We start from the raw sequence: 14,644 nt of genomic DNA on the forward strand, positions 1-14,644 counted from the left end.
ATTTCCGCCATATGCGAACGCAAAAGCAACTGGTGCCAATACGATTGGAGAAGATCGAGCGCTTTCCGTTCACTGATTTCAATGTCTTCCTTTTGATGCCAATACATCCGAGCTTGAAACATCCCCATGCACAGAGAGTCAGAAAGGCTTCCGCCGTTAACGAACGCTGCCGCCGGATAAAGCCTGTTTTCTGTGCGAGACGGGTTCATTCTTCGGGAGAAAAGAGTTGACGAATGGTTTGAATCCATGCTTTCATTTGTTTTTCCATGAAAAAAATCCTTTCTAACGTGGAGTGTTCGTTAGAAAGGATACCGTGTTTTTGACGATGCACAAAGACCAAAATTCTTAACTTGATGGGTATGGACACGGCCCCCTCTTTCGACCGTACGGGCAACGGCCTGCTTCGGGTTATTTCGTGCCAAACAGCCGATCGCCGGCGTCGCCAAGACCAGGGACAATATAGCCGTGGTCGTTCAACCGCTCATCAAGGGCAGCGATGTAAATGTCCACATCCGGGTGCGCGGTTTCCACCGCTTTGACTCCTTCCGGCGCCGCGATCAGGCACATAAATTTAATGCTTTTCGCACCCCGCTTTTTCAGCGCATCGATCGCCGCCACCGCTGATCCGCCGGTTGCGAGCATCGGGTCGACGATGATAAAATCGCGCTCTTCGACATCGCTCGGCAGCTTGACGTAATATTCGACCGGCTTTAACGTTTCCGGATCGCGATACAAGCCGATATGGCCGACTTTCGCCGCCGGGATGAGCTTCAGGATGCCGTCAACCATGCCGATGCCGGCGCGCAAAATCGGGATGACGCCGAGCTTTTTGCCGGCAATTACTTTCGCTTTCGCTTTGCTGACGGGGGTTTCGATCTCGACTTCCTCAAGCGGCAGATCACGTGTAATTTCAAACGCCATCAACGTCGCCACTTCGTCGACAAGCTCGCGAAATTCTTTCGTGCCCGTATTCTTGTCGCGAATGTAGGTCAATTTATGCTGGATGAGCGGATGATCAAAGACGTACACTTTTCCCATGGGTCAACTCTCCTCTTCCGTATGTATGCACTACACTTCTATACATTCTACTGGAAAACGAGCGCCTATTCAACTGCCGAACGAACGGAAAAAGGCGCACCGCCAAATCCGGAGGCGGTGCACCGTACGGTTTCGGACGAAGCGGCGGCGCTTAGTCTTGATAGAGCGGAAACTTTTCCGTCAAAGCGGCGACGCGTTGGCGCGCTTCCTCAAGCGCTTGTTCGCTGCCGACGTTTTTCAGCACAAGGCCGATGATCGCGGCGATTTCGTCCATCTCTTCCAATCCGAAGCCGCGCGTCGTCACCGCAGCCGTGCCGATGCGAATGCCGCTCGTGACAAACGGGCTTTCCGGATCGTACGGAATGGTGTTTTTATTCACTGTAATGCCAACTTCATCCAACACTTTTTCCGCCGTTTTTCCGGTCAGCTGCTGCGGGCGCAAATCGACAAGCAATAAATGGTTGTCCGTGCCGCCGGATACGAGGGTGAACCCTTCGTTTTGCAGGGCGGAGGCAAGTCGTTTGGCGTTATCGACAACGCGCTTCGCGTACGCTTTAAAGTCGTCCTGCAACGCTTCGCCGAACGCCACCGCCTTGGCGGCAATGACATGCATCAGCGGCCCGCCTTGAATGCCAGGGAAAATGGCTTTGTCGATCTGTTTGGCGAACTGCTCCTGGCATAAAATCATCCCGCCGCGCGGACCGCGCAACGTTTTATGCGTCGTCGTCGTAACGAAATGGGCGTACGGCACCGGGTTCGGATGGAGACCTGCCGCAACAAGACCGGCAATATGGGCCATGTCAACCATTAAATAGGCGCCGACTTCATCAGCGATTTCCCGGAATTTGGCGAAATCGATAATGCGCGGATAGGCGCTCGCGCCGGCGACGATCAGCTTCGGCCGATGAAAGCGCGCTTTCTCGCGCACGTCGTCATAATCGATGACATGGGTTTCCGGGTCGACGCCGTATGCGACAAAGTTGTATTGCACACCGCTGAAGTTGACTGGACTGCCGTGCGTCAAATGGCCGCCGTGCGACAAATTCATGCCAAGCACCGTGTCGCCGTGCTCAAGAACGGTGAAATAAACGGCCATGTTCGCCTGCGCCCCCGAATGCGGCTGGACGTTCGCATGCTCCGCCCCGAACAATTGCTTCGCCCGCTCGCGCGCCAACTCTTCGACGATGTCGACGTACTCGCAGCCGCCATAATAGCGGCGGCCCGGATAGCCTTCCGCGTATTTGTTCGTCAGCACCGATCCTTGCGCTTCCATCACCGCGCGGCTGACAAAGTTTTCCGAGGCGATGAGCTCAATCTTGGCATGCTGCCGTTTCCACTCTTGCTCAATGGCCGCGAACACTTGCGGATCTTGTTGTGGCAAGTAGTTCATCAATAGCTCCCCCTTATGCGAAATCAGTGAATATTCATTTTTATTTTATCAGCTTCAGCTAGGCAAGTTCAAAGGAAAATGAATGAAATTGTTAGAAAGAACAGAAATTGTTCGGGTTTTCTAACGTATAGACGGCGCGGGCGCCACCGATCAGCTTTGGCCGCGTCTTCGCCAGCGTCACGCACGCCGATCCAATGTGCTTCACCGAAACGCGCACGGGAACGGCAACCGGCTTCAAATGCATACCGATGAGCGTATGGCCGATGTCAATGCCGGCATCGGCGCGAATCGCCTCGACAACGACCGGGTCAGCGAACTTTCGATAGGCGTAGGCGGCCATCGCCCCACCCGCTTTCGGCACTGGAACGACCGAAACGATCTCCAGCCCGTGAGTTTTGGCGGTTTCCCGTTCGACAACAAGCGCCCGATTTAAATGTTCACAACATTGAAACGCGAGCGCAATGCCGGTTTCGCGCCGCCACGCGTCAAGCTCGGCAAACAGCATGGCGGCAACGTCCATCGATCCAGCCGTGCCGATCCGCTCGCCAAGTACCTCGCTCGTACTGCAGCCGATCACAACGACATCGCCGCGGCCAAGCGGAGCCTGTTTGCGAAACTCATGCAAGATGGCTTGCCATTGCTCCCGCCATTCGGTCAATCGTGCGTCCATTCCTTTCCCTCCTTCGCACGGTGTGCCCCACACGATCCTTGACGAACACTAGAAGTCTAGTGATATAACGGAAAATGTGGCTCCATCACGTTGCTTTTCAAATGGAGAAACCTTATACATGCTGCTCTTCCTTCACTTTAGAATCATCCATTTCAAAAAACGGCTGTTTTTCAATGGCCTTCTCTATAGATGCAACGAAATCGTTTAACATATCCTTGACGGAAAAGTGGCTCATCCATTTTTGACTGTCGAAGGCAAGCCGTAGGCTTGCCTCCGTCACGCTAAGGCGTGACGGAAGACCGAACCACGACTCGCTTAAAGACCCATTCATGGGTCTTTAAGCGGTGTTGTTCGGTCACTCGACAGTTGGATGAAATGATCGGTCAAAACGAAAAATGTTAAAGCTTTAAATTGCATCTATTATATAGTATTTTCACCAATGATTCGCGAAAGATGAACGGCGTTTGTTGTGAACATCGCCGGATTCCCAGCCTTTGCGCTGCTGCCCTCATGAAGCTAGACGCCCACACCTTTCGCTTATGGCCCACAGGCCACATCCGCTCCGATGCGGCCCTGGTTCTGCCTACAAATGCTTGTTTTCATAGTCGGCGATTTTGCCGATTCGCCGCGCATGGCGTCCGCCTTCAAATTCGGTCTCAAGCCATGCCTTGGCGATTTCGCGCGCCAGGCCGGGGCCGATGACGCGCTCCCCCATCGCGAGAATGTTGCTGTCATTATGCATGCGCGTCAGCTTGGCGCTGTAGACGTCGTGGCAAAGGGCGCAGCGCACCCCTTTCACTTTGTTGGCGGCAATCGTCATGCCGATGCCGGTGCCGCAAATCAAAATGCCGCGGTCAAATTCGCCGCGCGCCACTTTTTCCGCGACAGGGAGCGCGTAATCCGGATAATCGACCGATGTTTCACAATCGCAGCCGAAATCGGTGTACTCGATTCCCATTTCATCCAACAGCGCTTTAATTTCCTCACGAATGCGAACTCCACCATGGTCAGAAGCAATCGCAACTTTCATCACATTCGGACGAGGAACCCTAGGCTTCGCCGTGATAGCGAAAGCCAGGGAGGAATCGCCCTTCCTCCTTTCGACAAATCATATTTGCCTGTACATCAACGGGTGCGAAACCGGGCAACAGCCGCCTGCAATTGTTCGGCCTGTTCCACCAACTCGCCAGCCAGTTGATGCACATCGTTGATCGATGCAGCCTGCTCCTCGGTCGCCGCCGCCACTTCGAGCGCGCCGGCGGACGTCTGCTCAGCAATCGCCGCCACTTCTTGCGTTTGCGCCGCGGCCCGCTCCATATGCCCCATTTGACGCTTCGCCAGCTCAGCGATGTCATGGACGGCGCGGATCACTTCATCAGCTGAGGCCGCCATGGCCGCAATGGCCTCATTCGTGCGCTCCCCTTTCGCCGCCTCAGCGTTGGCAGCAGCCACCTGCTTGTCCATTTGCGCCACCACACGGGCGACTTCATTTTGAATGTTGCCGACCAGTTCCGCGATTTTCTTGACCGCCTTGGCGCTCTCATCCGCCAGCTTGCGCACTTCCTCGGCGACAACAGCAAACCCCCGGCCGTGCTCGCCGGCACGGGCTGCCTCAATGGAAGCATTGAGCGCAAGCAAGTTCGTCTGTTCGGCGATGTCCGCGACAAGCAACGTAATGTTGCCGATTTGATTGGCGTGTGCTTCGAGCTGCTTGACAGCCGCCCGCGACCGTTCTTGATCGTCAGCCAGCTGATCGATGCCGCTAATGAGCGAATCGGTGATATCGCGGCTTGCCTTCAACGTTTCGGCCATCCCATATACCGACTGTTCCGCTCGCTCGGCTGTTTCTTTGACTTGCACGGCGATAGCAAGCACATCCTCGGCCGCCGCAGCCGCTTCTTGGATCGCCTCGGCCGAAGACGCCGCCCCTTTGGAAATGTCGTCAATCGTCGCTGCAATATCGCGTGCACGGCTTGACGCTGTTTCGGACGCCTGCCTCATTTCCGCTGTCTTTTCCGTCGTGCGCGCTGCGCTCTCTTCCACATTGGCGACGACGGCGCGCAAATGGCCGAGCATCCGGTTGAACGCGACAGCCAGCGAGCGGATTTCATCATGGGAAGAGGGCAGCGGAACATCCTCATCGATATGCCCTTCTGTCGCCTTTGCCGCCGCTTCCTCGAGCCGTTGCAGCGGCCTTGTAATCCAGCCAGCGGCCAAATAGGCAAGCACTCCGGACCAAAAGATGCCAAGGAGCAGCACGATCATCGTGAACACGCTTTTGTTCCATGAGGCGAACCACTGATCATACAAAACGTACAAGAAAAAGGCGCTCGTTGAATACGTGATCAGCGCCAACGCTGTCGTAAAAACGATGAGCTTCAGGCGCAAACTGAACTTACGACTTGTCCCCCCCATTTGTGTTTCCCCTCACTTCTTTACCTCATTGTTCTGTTTGCAACTTTTCCGCCAAGCGGTCAATGAGCGTCTCCAGCTCATCGCGCGCCGCCCGGTACACTTCAATCGGCCCGCCGAACGGATCGGCGATGTCGCCGTCTGTTCCCGAGACGAACTGCTTCAACGTAAACGTTTTGTCCTTCGCTTCTGGGAAACGCTCGACGATCATGTCTTTATGGCCGGATGTCATCGCCAGCACGTGCGTCGCCCAGTCGATATGCTCTTTTTTCAGCTGCGAGGAGCGGTGGGCCGCTTCGATTCCTTTTTCCTTCAACACCATCTTGGCATGAACCGACGCCTCGCTCCCTTCCGACGCAAACACGCCAGCCGATTTCACCTCGACGCCTGGCAGCTGCTTATTCTCCAGCAGCGCAGCGGCCATCGGGCTCCGGCATGTATTGCCCGTGCAAACGAACAAAATGCGATATGGCATACAACCACCTCTTCACATCAATGACTTACCATCAATATACCATAGGGAAAAGAGCAAAAAAAAGCAGGCATCCCGCTTTTTCTCCGACTGGGAAGAAAAAACCGGTCCGCCCCGTTTGTTAAGAAAAAAGCAGCTTCAGCCCGAACGCGAGCAAAATGCTGCCGCCGAGCGCTTCGCTGTACGAGCCGAGCCATTGTTGAAAATGGCGGCCGACAAAGAGCCCAAGCCATGTCAGCACCGTGCTGAACAGGCCAAACAGCAAAATCGTCACCATCGTCCGCGCTCCGAAAATGCCGAGGCTCAGCCCGACGGAAAAGCTGTCGAGGCTGACGCTGAACGCAAAAAAAAGCAGCCCGGCGCCGTGCGGAAATAGTTGCGACCCGTCCTCCCGCTGGAACGAAGCCATAATCATCTGCGCGCCCAGCCATAGCAACAGCACCCCGCCCGCATATGTCGCGATGCTTCCAAACTCGCGCGACAACAAACGGCCGACCAACATGCCGATTAGCGGCATTACAATATGAAATAACCCGATCGTCACCCCGATATAAAAAATTTGCCGGAGCCGAAGGCGCAGCAGCCCCATCCCTAGGGCAACCGAAAAAGCATCCATCCCTAACGCCAGCGCCATCAGCGACAAGGCGATGATCTCGCCGATTAACGCGCCCATTTCTCTTCCCTCCCGGACTGGCCTTACTGCTAGCATATGCGCGTCCGGAGCTCTTTAGAAGCGGCGCGTGGCCCAGCCGCTTCCTGCCAACCCAAAGGCGAATGACGGCGTTGTCCCGCCCTGCACGCCCACGGAACGGCCGCAGCCCGGCAAAGCAGCGATGGACAAAAAAACGACGATTTCCAAAGGCCGTTGCAACCGCCCTTGAAAACCGTCTCCATTTTGTTGCGAGCCGCGCGGATGAAAGATAGACCGCCCCAAACCGTCTCCGTTTTGTTGCCGGTTCAGCCCGGCGGCGTCGCTTTTTCTCGCCTGCCGGCCGCGTCATCCATCATCTAGCCGCTGATCACGCGCCCCCCGGCCGCTTTGCGCAGCCGGTTCATAATCGCCGCGCCGAGGCCTTCTTCCGGAAATGCCTCGCTGTAAATGAGATCGACATTCGTTTCATCAAACCGACGCAGCGTGTCGTACAGGCGATGGGCGACGGTCGTCAGCTCGCGGCGCGTTCCGCACGGCAGCACGACATCGGCCGCATACCGGTCCTTGTTTTCCTCGGTCGTCAACACGCCGACCGTTTTCCCTTCCGCCCGGCTTTCGTCCACGAGCTGCTGCAAAAACGCCGGTGGGCCGGCGACAATCCAAAGCGGCGCTTTCGGGGCATAATGCGTATATTTCATGCCGGGCGCTTTCGGCGCTGCCTGTTCGTCCCCGCCGCCGGCCGCCTCGGCGACATGACCAATCACTTCGCTTAACATTTCTTTTGTCACCCCGCCCGGACGCAAAATCACCGGCACGTCCCCGCTGCAGTCGAGCACGGTCGATTCCACGCCAATGCCCGTCGGACCGCCGTCAATCACCCCAGCGATTCGCCCGTTTAAGTCCGCGAGCACATGCGCGGCTGTCGTCGGGCTCGGCCTGCCGGAGCGGTTCGCGCTTGGAGCGGCAAGCGCCAGACCGCTCGCTTCAATCAAGGCGAGGGCGAGCGGATGGTCCGGCATGCGCACCGCCACCGTCGGCAGCCCGGCCGTCACTCGCTCGGACACGGCCCCCGCTCGTTTCGGCAAAACGAGGGTGAGCGGCCCCGGCCAAAACCGCTCCATTAACGTCTCAGCCACTGGCGGAAGCGGCGTGGCGACCGCCTCCGCTTGCGCACGACTGGCGACGTGGACGATGAGCGGGTTGTCGCTTGGCCGCCCTTTGGCTTCAAAAATTTTCTCCACTGCCGCCGTATTGGCGGCATCCGCTCCTAAACCGTACACCGTTTCGGTCGGAAACGCGACTACTTCCCCCGCCCGCAGCCATTCGGCCGCCTCTCGTATTTGTGGATAAACTTGCTGTTTATCAACAATATTATCCACAATCCAAACACGTGTTTTCACTCGTTTCACCTTCTCCATCGCCGTGATTCATCTTGAAAATGGCGGATTTTTTTACAAGCGTCAGATCGCCGCCCGATTTCTTTCCACAGTTATACACAAATTGTGAATAAACTTGTTATTTTTGTGGATAACTTTGTGGATAGATGCTTATGGAATGAGATGGCTGAGCCATTCTTTGAAGAAAAATTTGACTTCCACCGGCTGTTCCGGCTCGGCCATGACGACGAAGGACGATTCTTGATCATCCGTGTCCCCTTTGTCCTTCTCGCCATCCGCATGGATGGACGAAGCGGCGCGATCTTCGGTTTCCGCCATCGCATCCCTCTCCTCTTTCGGTTCGTCCTGCTCGATGGCCTGCTCGCCGCTTCGCATCGCCTCAGCTTCCGCTTCGGCGGCCTCGCTGTTTTGCGTCGACCCGGCTTCCATTGACCGGACGCTCTCAGCCGACACCGGTTCATTCGTTCCGGCGGGCGATCGGTTCGCCGCCATCATGACCGCATCGCCGTTGGAAAAATCGAGAAAACAAAGCGGTGGAAACAAGACGCACCACCAGTTTGCCCCTTTTCCTTCCCCGAGCGTAATGAGAAGGGCATCATACGTGCCGGCTGGATACACATAATTGCCGTACACTTTCGTCGGAAACTGAACTGAGCCAAACTGCACATGGTACGACTGGCTGCTTTGCTCTTCGCGAAGCACGCGGGCGACTGTTTGCTCGATCTCCGGCAAGTGCGAGCGGATGACGCGCTTCGCTTCGTCCACCGACGTAAGCTCCGCCACCCAGCCGTTGATTTGCGCATTGACCGCATCGCGCACTTTTCGCTTTAGCTGTTGATCTTTGTCGGCGTCACTGTTCGCCAAGATGCGCAGGCGAATCGCCTCATCGGGAATGGCGACAACGGCGTTTGCCCCGGCGTTCGTCTGCTGGCCGTACAAGTTAATGAGCACACCTGTGATTAATAGAGTGATATATAAACAAATCGCGAGCGAATGTCCCTTGATCACCATGATCGGCACCGTCCTTTCATCTTCCATTGTGGACGGCGCCGCTTCATTTTAAACCTATCAATCTAATTTTTTTCTTGTCATATATACCATCCGCTCTTTGCCGTTCAAATCAACGGCGACCTCAATCTCAGCATCTGGAAACGCTGCAGCCAAGAGCGCCGCCACCGCTTTTCCCTGCCCGGCGCCGATTTCAAATGCCGCGAGCGAAGGGACACCGAGCACAAGCGGGAGCTCGCGGGCAAAGCGGCGGTAAAAGTCAAGCCCATCGCGGCCGCCAAACAGCGCCGTATGCGGCTCATGCTCTTTTACGACAGGCGAAAGGACCGCCGCATCCATCTCCGGGATGTACGGCGGGTTGGACACGACAACATCAACCGTCTGTCCGCCTTGTATAAACGGCTGCAGCAAATCGCCGCATCGAAATGCGACGCGCGCGCCAAGCCGTTCGGCGTTTTCCTTGGCGACAGCGAGCGCTTCTTTGGAAATGTCGGTAGCGGTCACGGACAGCCGCTCGTTTTCAAGCGCCAGCGTGATGGCGATCGCCCCGCTACCGGTGCCGACATCAACGACATCGATCCGTCGGCGGCCGGCAAACAGGCGGGGAAGGCGCTCGAGCACCCCGAGCACAAGCTCTTCCGTTTCCGGACGCGGGATCAACACGTGGCGGTTGACGAGAAACGGCCGTCCATAAAACCATTCATAGCCAATCAAATATTGAATCGGCACATGCTCCATCGCATGGCGACGCACATCGGCCGCAAACCGTTCGTACAACGCTTCCTCAACCGGCTCCCGCCAGCGGGCGAACAGCCCGGCCCGATCGACGGCCAAATGATGGCACAGCAGCCACTCCGCCGCCCGTTCTTCTTTTCCATGGGCGCGCAAAAAAGAAGAAGCCCAGGCGAGGACTTCGTGGACGTTACGACGCATCGTTCGCTTGCTCCAATTTTTTCGCCTGATCGTCCAAAATGAGCGCCTCGATAATTTCGTCGAGGTGGCCATCGAGCACTTGATCGAGCTTTTGGATCGTCAATCCGATGCGGTGGTCCGTGACGCGGTTTTGCGGGAAGTTGTACGTCCGGATGCGCTCGGAACGGTCGCCGGTGCCGACTGCCTGCTTGCGCGTTTGGTCATATTCGGCGCGCGCTTCTTGCTGGTACTTGTCATAAATGCGGGCACGCAATACTTTCATCGCTTTTTCTTTGTTTTTGATTTGCGATTTTTCGTCTTGGCACGTGACAACAATGCCGGTCGGAATATGGGTGAGGCGCACGGCCGACATTGTCGTGTTGACGCTTTGCCCACCCGGTCCGCTTGAGGCGAACGTGTCGACGCGAATGTCTTTTTCATTGATTTCGACTTCGATTTCTTCCATCTCCGGCAGGCAGGCGACCGTCGCCGTCGACGTATGGATGCGCCCGCCTGACTCCGTTTCCGGGACGCGCTGGACGCGATGCGCGCCGTTTTCAAACTTGAGCTTCGAATATGCGCCTTTTCCGTTGACCATAAAAATGATTTCTTTATAGCCGCCGAGGCCGGTCGGGCTCGCTTCGATCACTTCCGTCTTCCACCCTTGCGATTCCGCATAGCGCGTATACATCCGGTACAGGTCGCCGGCAAACAGCGCTGCCTCTTCACCGCCGGCGGCCGCGCGGATTTCCATAATGACGTTTTTCTCATCGTTCGGGTCTTTCGGCAAAAGCAGCACTTTCAGCTTTTCAACAAGCGCCTCTTCCCGTTCTTCCAGCTCGTCAATTTCCTCTTTCACCATCTCCCGCAGCTCCGGATCGAGCTTTTCCTCAAGCATCGCCTTCGCTTCCGCGAGTTGGTCGCGAACCGATTTGTATTCACGGTACGTTTGCACCGTTTCCGCCAAATCAGCCTGCTCTTTCGAATAATCGCGCAGTTTTTTCGGATCATTGATGACTTCCGGATCCATTAAAAGTTCATTCAGCTTCTCATACCGTTGTTCGACAGCTTCCAACCGGTCAAACACATCACTCACCTCTGTTTTTCCACACAGTCTAATTTCAAATTATATCATGAAAAAAGGCCAAACAAAAACTCCCGCTGTTCGCAAGCGGGAGCTTTTAGTTCAAGCGCACAACAATTTCGTATGTCGGAATCGCTTTTGTCAACAATTTGTCGATGCGGCTCGCCTCGCGCCGCCGCTCTGCAGCAGACAACTCATCCGGCACATCGACGGTGACATACATATTGCCGCCGTGAAACCAAACGGAAACGGGGCGATAGTCGGTGCGCCGCTCGATCAGCTGCATTGCTTTGCGCGTATCGGCGCGCTGATTTTCGCTTCCTTCGGTCAAACTGATGAAGTTCGGATTTTGCCGCGTTTTTTCCGGATCGTCAAAGTTGTTGTACAAGTCGCGGTCGGCATCGATTTTCGGCCGTCCATCCGTCATCAGCCGCGTGCCGTTTTTGTCTTCGCTTTGCTGACGGTAGGACGGGTGATCTGGGTTGAGCGAGCAGGCAGAAAGAAGCAAAACAACCCCTAACAGCCAGATGCGTTTCATCATTTCTCCTCCCTGCTGTTAGGATGTCCGCAACAGGCAAGAATATGTACGCCTTCATTCGCCTGCCCGTTCGGAAAGCGGGCGGCCGTACCATTTGTTCGGTTTGCCCGGCACTTCATGGTGATGGCGGCAGCGCGGTTCGTACGCTTCGCTGGCGCCGACCAAAATGACCGGATCATCATAAGAGGCAGGCACCCCGTTAATGAGCCGCTGCGTCCGGCTGGCCGGGGAGCCGCACACCGTGCATACCGCTTGCAGCTTCGTCACCGACTCGGCGATCGCCATCAGCGCTGGCACCGGCCCAAACGGTTCGCCGCGGAAATCTTGATCCAACCCGGCGGCGATGACGCGATAGCCGCGGTTGGCGAGCGTTTGGACGACGTCGATAATGTCATCAGAAAAAAATTGCACTTCATCGATGGCGACGACATCGGTGGCGGCGGAAATGTAACGAAACATTTCCGCAGGCGTCGCGACCGGAATGGCGATCACCGAATTGCCGTTATGCGACACGACGGCATCTTCGCGGTAACGGTTGTCGATCGTTGGTTTGAATACCTTCACTTCCTGTTTGGCAAACTGAGCGCGGCGGATGCGGCGGATCAGCTCTTCCGATTTGCCGGAAAACATGCTGCCGCAAATGACTTCGAGCCAGCCGGACTGCGTCATCACGTACATCGGGCCCTCTCCTTTCGCTCCACACTGTCATCGAAACGATGAGCGCCCCTGCCAGGCCAGGCCAAAACGGCCGGGGCGCCCTGGCGACAGGGGCCGTCCATCTAGTTTCACGAAAAAGCAGGCAAGCGCACCGCTTGCCTGCTTTCGTCCGTCCTTGATTACTTAAGGCCGTATTTTTTATTGAATTTATCGACGCGGCCCGCTGCCGAAACGAATTTTTGTTTGCCCGTGAAGAACGGATGGCATTCCGAGCAAATCTCAACGCGCAGTTCGTCTTTGACCGAACCGCTTTCGAACTCGTTTCCGCATGCGCAGCGGACGATTACTTTTTTGTACGCTGGATGGATCCCTTGTTTCATCGTTTTCATCTCCTTCCGCCCTGTATCTCATCGAAACAGAGTTATTCGTTCGCGCGGGCTCAGCCAAGCCAAGACTTCTCCCGGTTTGGCCGGGCGCCGCGCATGGAACGGCCGGGGCTTCGCGGAAGCGGCCCGGCCGGTGCAGACGGTTCATCGTATGAACACATCGATGATGGTCCAAACACACATGTTAAGATTATAACAGCTTTTCCGCTCATTTGCAACGGGCGATTCCCGACAAATTCCACCAGCTTGTTATAGGCGAAGCGGGCCGCCGTTTCTCCATTCTTGCTCAAGCAGTGCGAAAAACTCTTCGTTTGATTTTGTGCGGCGCAGTTTGTTCAAAAACCGCTCGATAAAATCCGGCGAGTCGGCCATCGTTTTGCGAATCGCCCACAGTTTTTCTAAATGTTCTTTCGGGATGAGCAGCTCCTCTTTGCGCGTCCCGGAGCGGCGAATGTCGATGGCCGGGAAAATGCGGCGCTCGGCGAGCGAGCGGTCGAGATGGAGCTCCATGTTGCCCGTCCCCTTGAACTCTTCGTAAATGACGTCATCCATTCGTGACCCGGTGTCGATGAGGGCGGTCGCCAAAATCGTCAAGCTGCCGCCTTCTTCAATGTTGCGCGCCGCGCCGAAAAAGCGCTTCGGCCGATGAAACGCCGCCGGATCGATCCCGCCCGAGAGCGTGCGCCCGCTCGGCGGAATGACCAGGTTGTACGCGCGGGCGAGGCGCGTGATGCTGTCCATCAAAATGACGACATCGCGCTTATGTTCAACAAGCCGCATCGCCCGCTCCAGGACGAGTTCAGACACCCGGATATGGTTTTCCGGCACCTCGTCAAACGTCGAGCTGACGACTTCTCCTTGCACCGACCGCTCAATGTCGGTCACTTCTTCCGGCCGCTCGTCAATGAGCAAGACGATCAACTCGACATCTGGATGGTTCGTCGTAATGCTGTTGGCGATTTCTTTCAGCAGCATCGTTTTCCCAGCTTTTGGCGGCGCGACAATCAATCCGCGCTGGCCGAAGCCGACCGGCGCGATCAAGTCGATGATGCGGGTCGACAGCTTGTCCGGGGTCGTTTCGAGCTTCATTTGCCGGTTCGGATAAAGCGGTGTCAACGCCGGAAAGTGGACGCGTTCCTTGGCGGTTTCCGGGTCTTCGCCGTTGACCGCTTCGACATGAAGCAAGCCGAAGTAGCGTTCGTTCTCTTTCGGCGGCCGCACCTTGCCGGATACTTTGTCTCCATTGCGCAGATCAAAACGACGGATTTGGGAAGCGGAAATGTAAATGTCTTCCGAGCTCGGGGAATAGCCGACCGGACGCAAAAAACCGAATCCTTCCGACGGAATGATTTCGAGAACGCCTTCCATGAACGAGAGGCCGTCTTGTTCGGCACGTGCTTTCAAAATGGCAAAAATAAGCTCTTTTTTCGTCAACTTGCTGTAATAAGAAATTTTGTATTGCTTGGCGAGCTCATACAGCTCTTTGAGCTTCATGTTTTCTAAAGCCGCTAACGTTAATTCCATTTTGACACCACACTTTGCAAAGTTTCCTATTCTCCCATCGTGTTTGTTCGGGCATCGTTCGACAGGCGAAGGGATCTCATTTCGTATAAGAAGATAGTCAACTACCCCCACTTCGCTAACGCTTGAAGTGGGGGCTTGCAACTCCCCAGAAGTGCAAACGGACTTCGTCCTCCTTCCTTGACTTGGGGTTGCATCAGGGGGCAGGTTGACGACTATCCAACGACGCAGGTCATGCCTGCATCGTTACCGATTCTCTCGGTGTGTCTGTTGGCAGTACTTGGCTTCCACACACAACAGACGGACCTACGCTCGATGTTTTACGGTTACAACGTTTTCTGTAACCAACTCCATACATCGAGTAGCCGTGATTGGAGTGCCTTTATTGAACGGTTTTCTCCACGCCTTTATTCTATCATACACAAAAGAAAGGGGGAACGCGCATTCCTCTCCCACTTACTCCCTTTGGTCGTTGAAGTGGGAGTCTCCTGCGCGAAATAGGATGAA

15 protein-coding genes are annotated in these 14,644 nt (G+C 55.8%); all 15 read right to left on the minus strand.

Features of this window, described 5'->3' with window-relative positions:
* Window positions 1–408: 408 nt before the first annotated feature.
* The 15 genes from upp to rho all read right to left on the minus strand — a co-directional run bounded on the left by upp (window position 409) and on the right by rho (window position 14,140).
* On the minus strand, window positions 409–1,038 hold the full coding sequence (gene upp / locus IKE44_RS06600) for a uracil phosphoribosyltransferase (protein ID WP_033017312.1): 630 nt from the start codon (window positions 1,036–1,038) through the stop codon (window positions 409–411).
* A gap of 151 nt (window positions 1,039–1,189) precedes the next feature.
* Window positions 1,190–2,428: a serine hydroxymethyltransferase gene (glyA, locus tag IKE44_RS06605; protein WP_287465390.1), complete on the minus strand. Its 1,239-nt coding sequence runs from the start codon at window positions 2,426–2,428 to the stop codon at window positions 1,190–1,192.
* Window positions 2,429–2,519: 91 nt separating this feature from the next.
* Window positions 2,520–3,098 carry a TIGR01440 family protein gene (locus IKE44_RS06610; protein WP_049626042.1) on the minus strand — a complete coding sequence of 193 codons (579 nt, stop codon included), beginning with the start codon at window positions 3,096–3,098 and terminating at the stop codon, window positions 2,520–2,522.
* Between the two features lie 583 nt (window positions 3,099–3,681).
* Window positions 3,682–4,128 (minus strand): ribose 5-phosphate isomerase B, encoded by a 447-nt coding sequence (gene rpiB / locus IKE44_RS06615; RefSeq protein WP_025949616.1) that lies wholly within the window; start codon window positions 4,126–4,128, stop codon window positions 3,682–3,684.
* Window positions 4,129–4,223: 95 nt separating this feature from the next.
* Window positions 4,224–5,513 (minus strand): methyl-accepting chemotaxis protein, encoded by a 1,290-nt coding sequence (locus IKE44_RS06620; RefSeq protein ID WP_063330114.1) that lies wholly within the window; start codon window positions 5,511–5,513, stop codon window positions 4,224–4,226.
* A gap of 25 nt (window positions 5,514–5,538) precedes the next feature.
* Window positions 5,539–5,985: a low molecular weight protein arginine phosphatase gene (locus tag IKE44_RS06625; RefSeq protein WP_049626040.1), complete on the minus strand. Its 447-nt coding sequence runs from the start codon at window positions 5,983–5,985 to the stop codon at window positions 5,539–5,541.
* 118 nt (window positions 5,986–6,103) lie between these two features.
* Window positions 6,104–6,655: a manganese efflux pump MntP gene (locus tag IKE44_RS06630; protein ID WP_033017319.1), complete on the minus strand. Its 552-nt coding sequence runs from the start codon at window positions 6,653–6,655 to the stop codon at window positions 6,104–6,106.
* Between the two features lie 335 nt (window positions 6,656–6,990).
* A complete protein-coding gene (locus IKE44_RS06635; protein WP_044745375.1) occupies window positions 6,991–8,052 on the minus strand; it encodes an L-threonylcarbamoyladenylate synthase in 1,062 nt (353 codons plus the stop codon).
* A gap of 129 nt (window positions 8,053–8,181) precedes the next feature.
* Window positions 8,182–9,069, minus strand: a complete 888-nt coding sequence (gene spoIIR / locus IKE44_RS06640; RefSeq protein WP_033017324.1) for a stage II sporulation protein R — start codon at window positions 9,067–9,069, stop codon at window positions 8,182–8,184.
* Window positions 9,070–9,099: 30 nt separating this feature from the next.
* Window positions 9,100–9,972 carry a peptide chain release factor N(5)-glutamine methyltransferase gene (prmC, locus tag IKE44_RS06645; protein ID WP_033017325.1) on the minus strand — a complete coding sequence of 291 codons (873 nt, stop codon included), beginning with the start codon at window positions 9,970–9,972 and terminating at the stop codon, window positions 9,100–9,102.
* Window positions 9,962–11,038: a peptide chain release factor 1 gene (gene prfA / locus IKE44_RS06650; protein ID WP_033008402.1), complete on the minus strand. Its 1,077-nt coding sequence runs from the start codon at window positions 11,036–11,038 to the stop codon at window positions 9,962–9,964. The genes prmC and prfA overlap by 11 nt, the downstream gene beginning before the upstream one ends.
* A gap of 94 nt (window positions 11,039–11,132) precedes the next feature.
* Window positions 11,133–11,573, minus strand: a complete 441-nt coding sequence (locus IKE44_RS06655) for a hypothetical protein (RefSeq protein WP_055358517.1) — start codon at window positions 11,571–11,573, stop codon at window positions 11,133–11,135.
* A 54-nt stretch (window positions 11,574–11,627) separates the two neighbouring features.
* A complete protein-coding gene (locus IKE44_RS06660; RefSeq protein ID WP_053532732.1) occupies window positions 11,628–12,251 on the minus strand; it encodes a thymidine kinase in 624 nt (207 codons plus the stop codon).
* A gap of 158 nt (window positions 12,252–12,409) precedes the next feature.
* Entirely contained in the window at window positions 12,410–12,610 is a 201-nt protein-coding gene (gene rpmE, locus IKE44_RS06665) for a 50S ribosomal protein L31 (RefSeq protein ID WP_008880715.1), read from the minus strand.
* 255 nt (window positions 12,611–12,865) lie between these two features.
* Complete coding sequence (rho, locus tag IKE44_RS06670) at window positions 12,866–14,140, minus strand: transcription termination factor Rho (protein ID WP_049626037.1); 1,275 nt, start codon at window positions 14,138–14,140, stop codon at window positions 12,866–12,868.
* Between the last annotated feature and the right edge of the window lie 504 nt (window positions 14,141–14,644).

The organism is Geobacillus sp. (genome assembly GCF_017515625.1).
Classification (GTDB): domain Bacteria; phylum Bacillota; class Bacilli; order Bacillales; family Anoxybacillaceae; genus Geobacillus; species Geobacillus stearothermophilus.

Bases quoted from the DNA above. Each gene is read 5' to 3' on its own strand.
- upp (WP_033017312.1), bottom strand. From the start codon at position 1,038: ATGGGAAAAGTGTACGTCTTTGATCATCCGCTCATCCAGCATAAATTG.
- glyA (WP_287465390.1), bottom strand. From the start codon at position 2,428: ATGAACTACTTGCCACAACAAGATCCGCAAGTGTTCGCGGCCATTGAG.
- IKE44_RS06610 (WP_049626042.1), bottom strand. From the start codon at position 3,098: ATGGACGCACGATTGACCGAATGGCGGGAGCAATGGCAAGCCATCTTG.
- rpiB (WP_025949616.1), bottom strand. From the start codon at position 4,128: ATGAAAGTTGCGATTGCTTCTGACCATGGTGGAGTTCGCATTCGTGAG.
- IKE44_RS06620 (WP_063330114.1), bottom strand. From the start codon at position 5,513: ATGGGGGGGACAAGTCGTAAGTTCAGTTTGCGCCTGAAGCTCATCGTT.
- IKE44_RS06625 (WP_049626040.1), bottom strand. From the start codon at position 5,985: ATGCCATATCGCATTTTGTTCGTTTGCACGGGCAATACATGCCGGAGC.
- IKE44_RS06630 (WP_033017319.1), bottom strand. From the start codon at position 6,655: ATGGGCGCGTTAATCGGCGAGATCATCGCCTTGTCGCTGATGGCGCTG.
- IKE44_RS06635 (WP_044745375.1), bottom strand. From the start codon at position 8,052: ATGGAGAAGGTGAAACGAGTGAAAACACGTGTTTGGATTGTGGATAAT.
- spoIIR (WP_033017324.1), bottom strand. From the start codon at position 9,069: ATGGAAGATGAAAGGACGGTGCCGATCATGGTGATCAAGGGACATTCG.
- prmC (WP_033017325.1), bottom strand. From the start codon at position 9,972: ATGCGTCGTAACGTCCACGAAGTCCTCGCCTGGGCTTCTTCTTTTTTG.
- IKE44_RS06655 (WP_055358517.1), bottom strand. From the start codon at position 11,573: ATGAAACGCATCTGGCTGTTAGGGGTTGTTTTGCTTCTTTCTGCCTGC.
- IKE44_RS06660 (WP_053532732.1), bottom strand. From the start codon at position 12,251: ATGTACGTGATGACGCAGTCCGGCTGGCTCGAAGTCATTTGCGGCAGC.
- rpmE (WP_008880715.1), bottom strand. From the start codon at position 12,610: ATGAAACAAGGGATCCATCCAGCGTACAAAAAAGTAATCGTCCGCTGC.
- rho (WP_049626037.1), bottom strand. From the start codon at position 14,140: ATGGAATTAACGTTAGCGGCTTTAGAAAACATGAAGCTCAAAGAGCTG.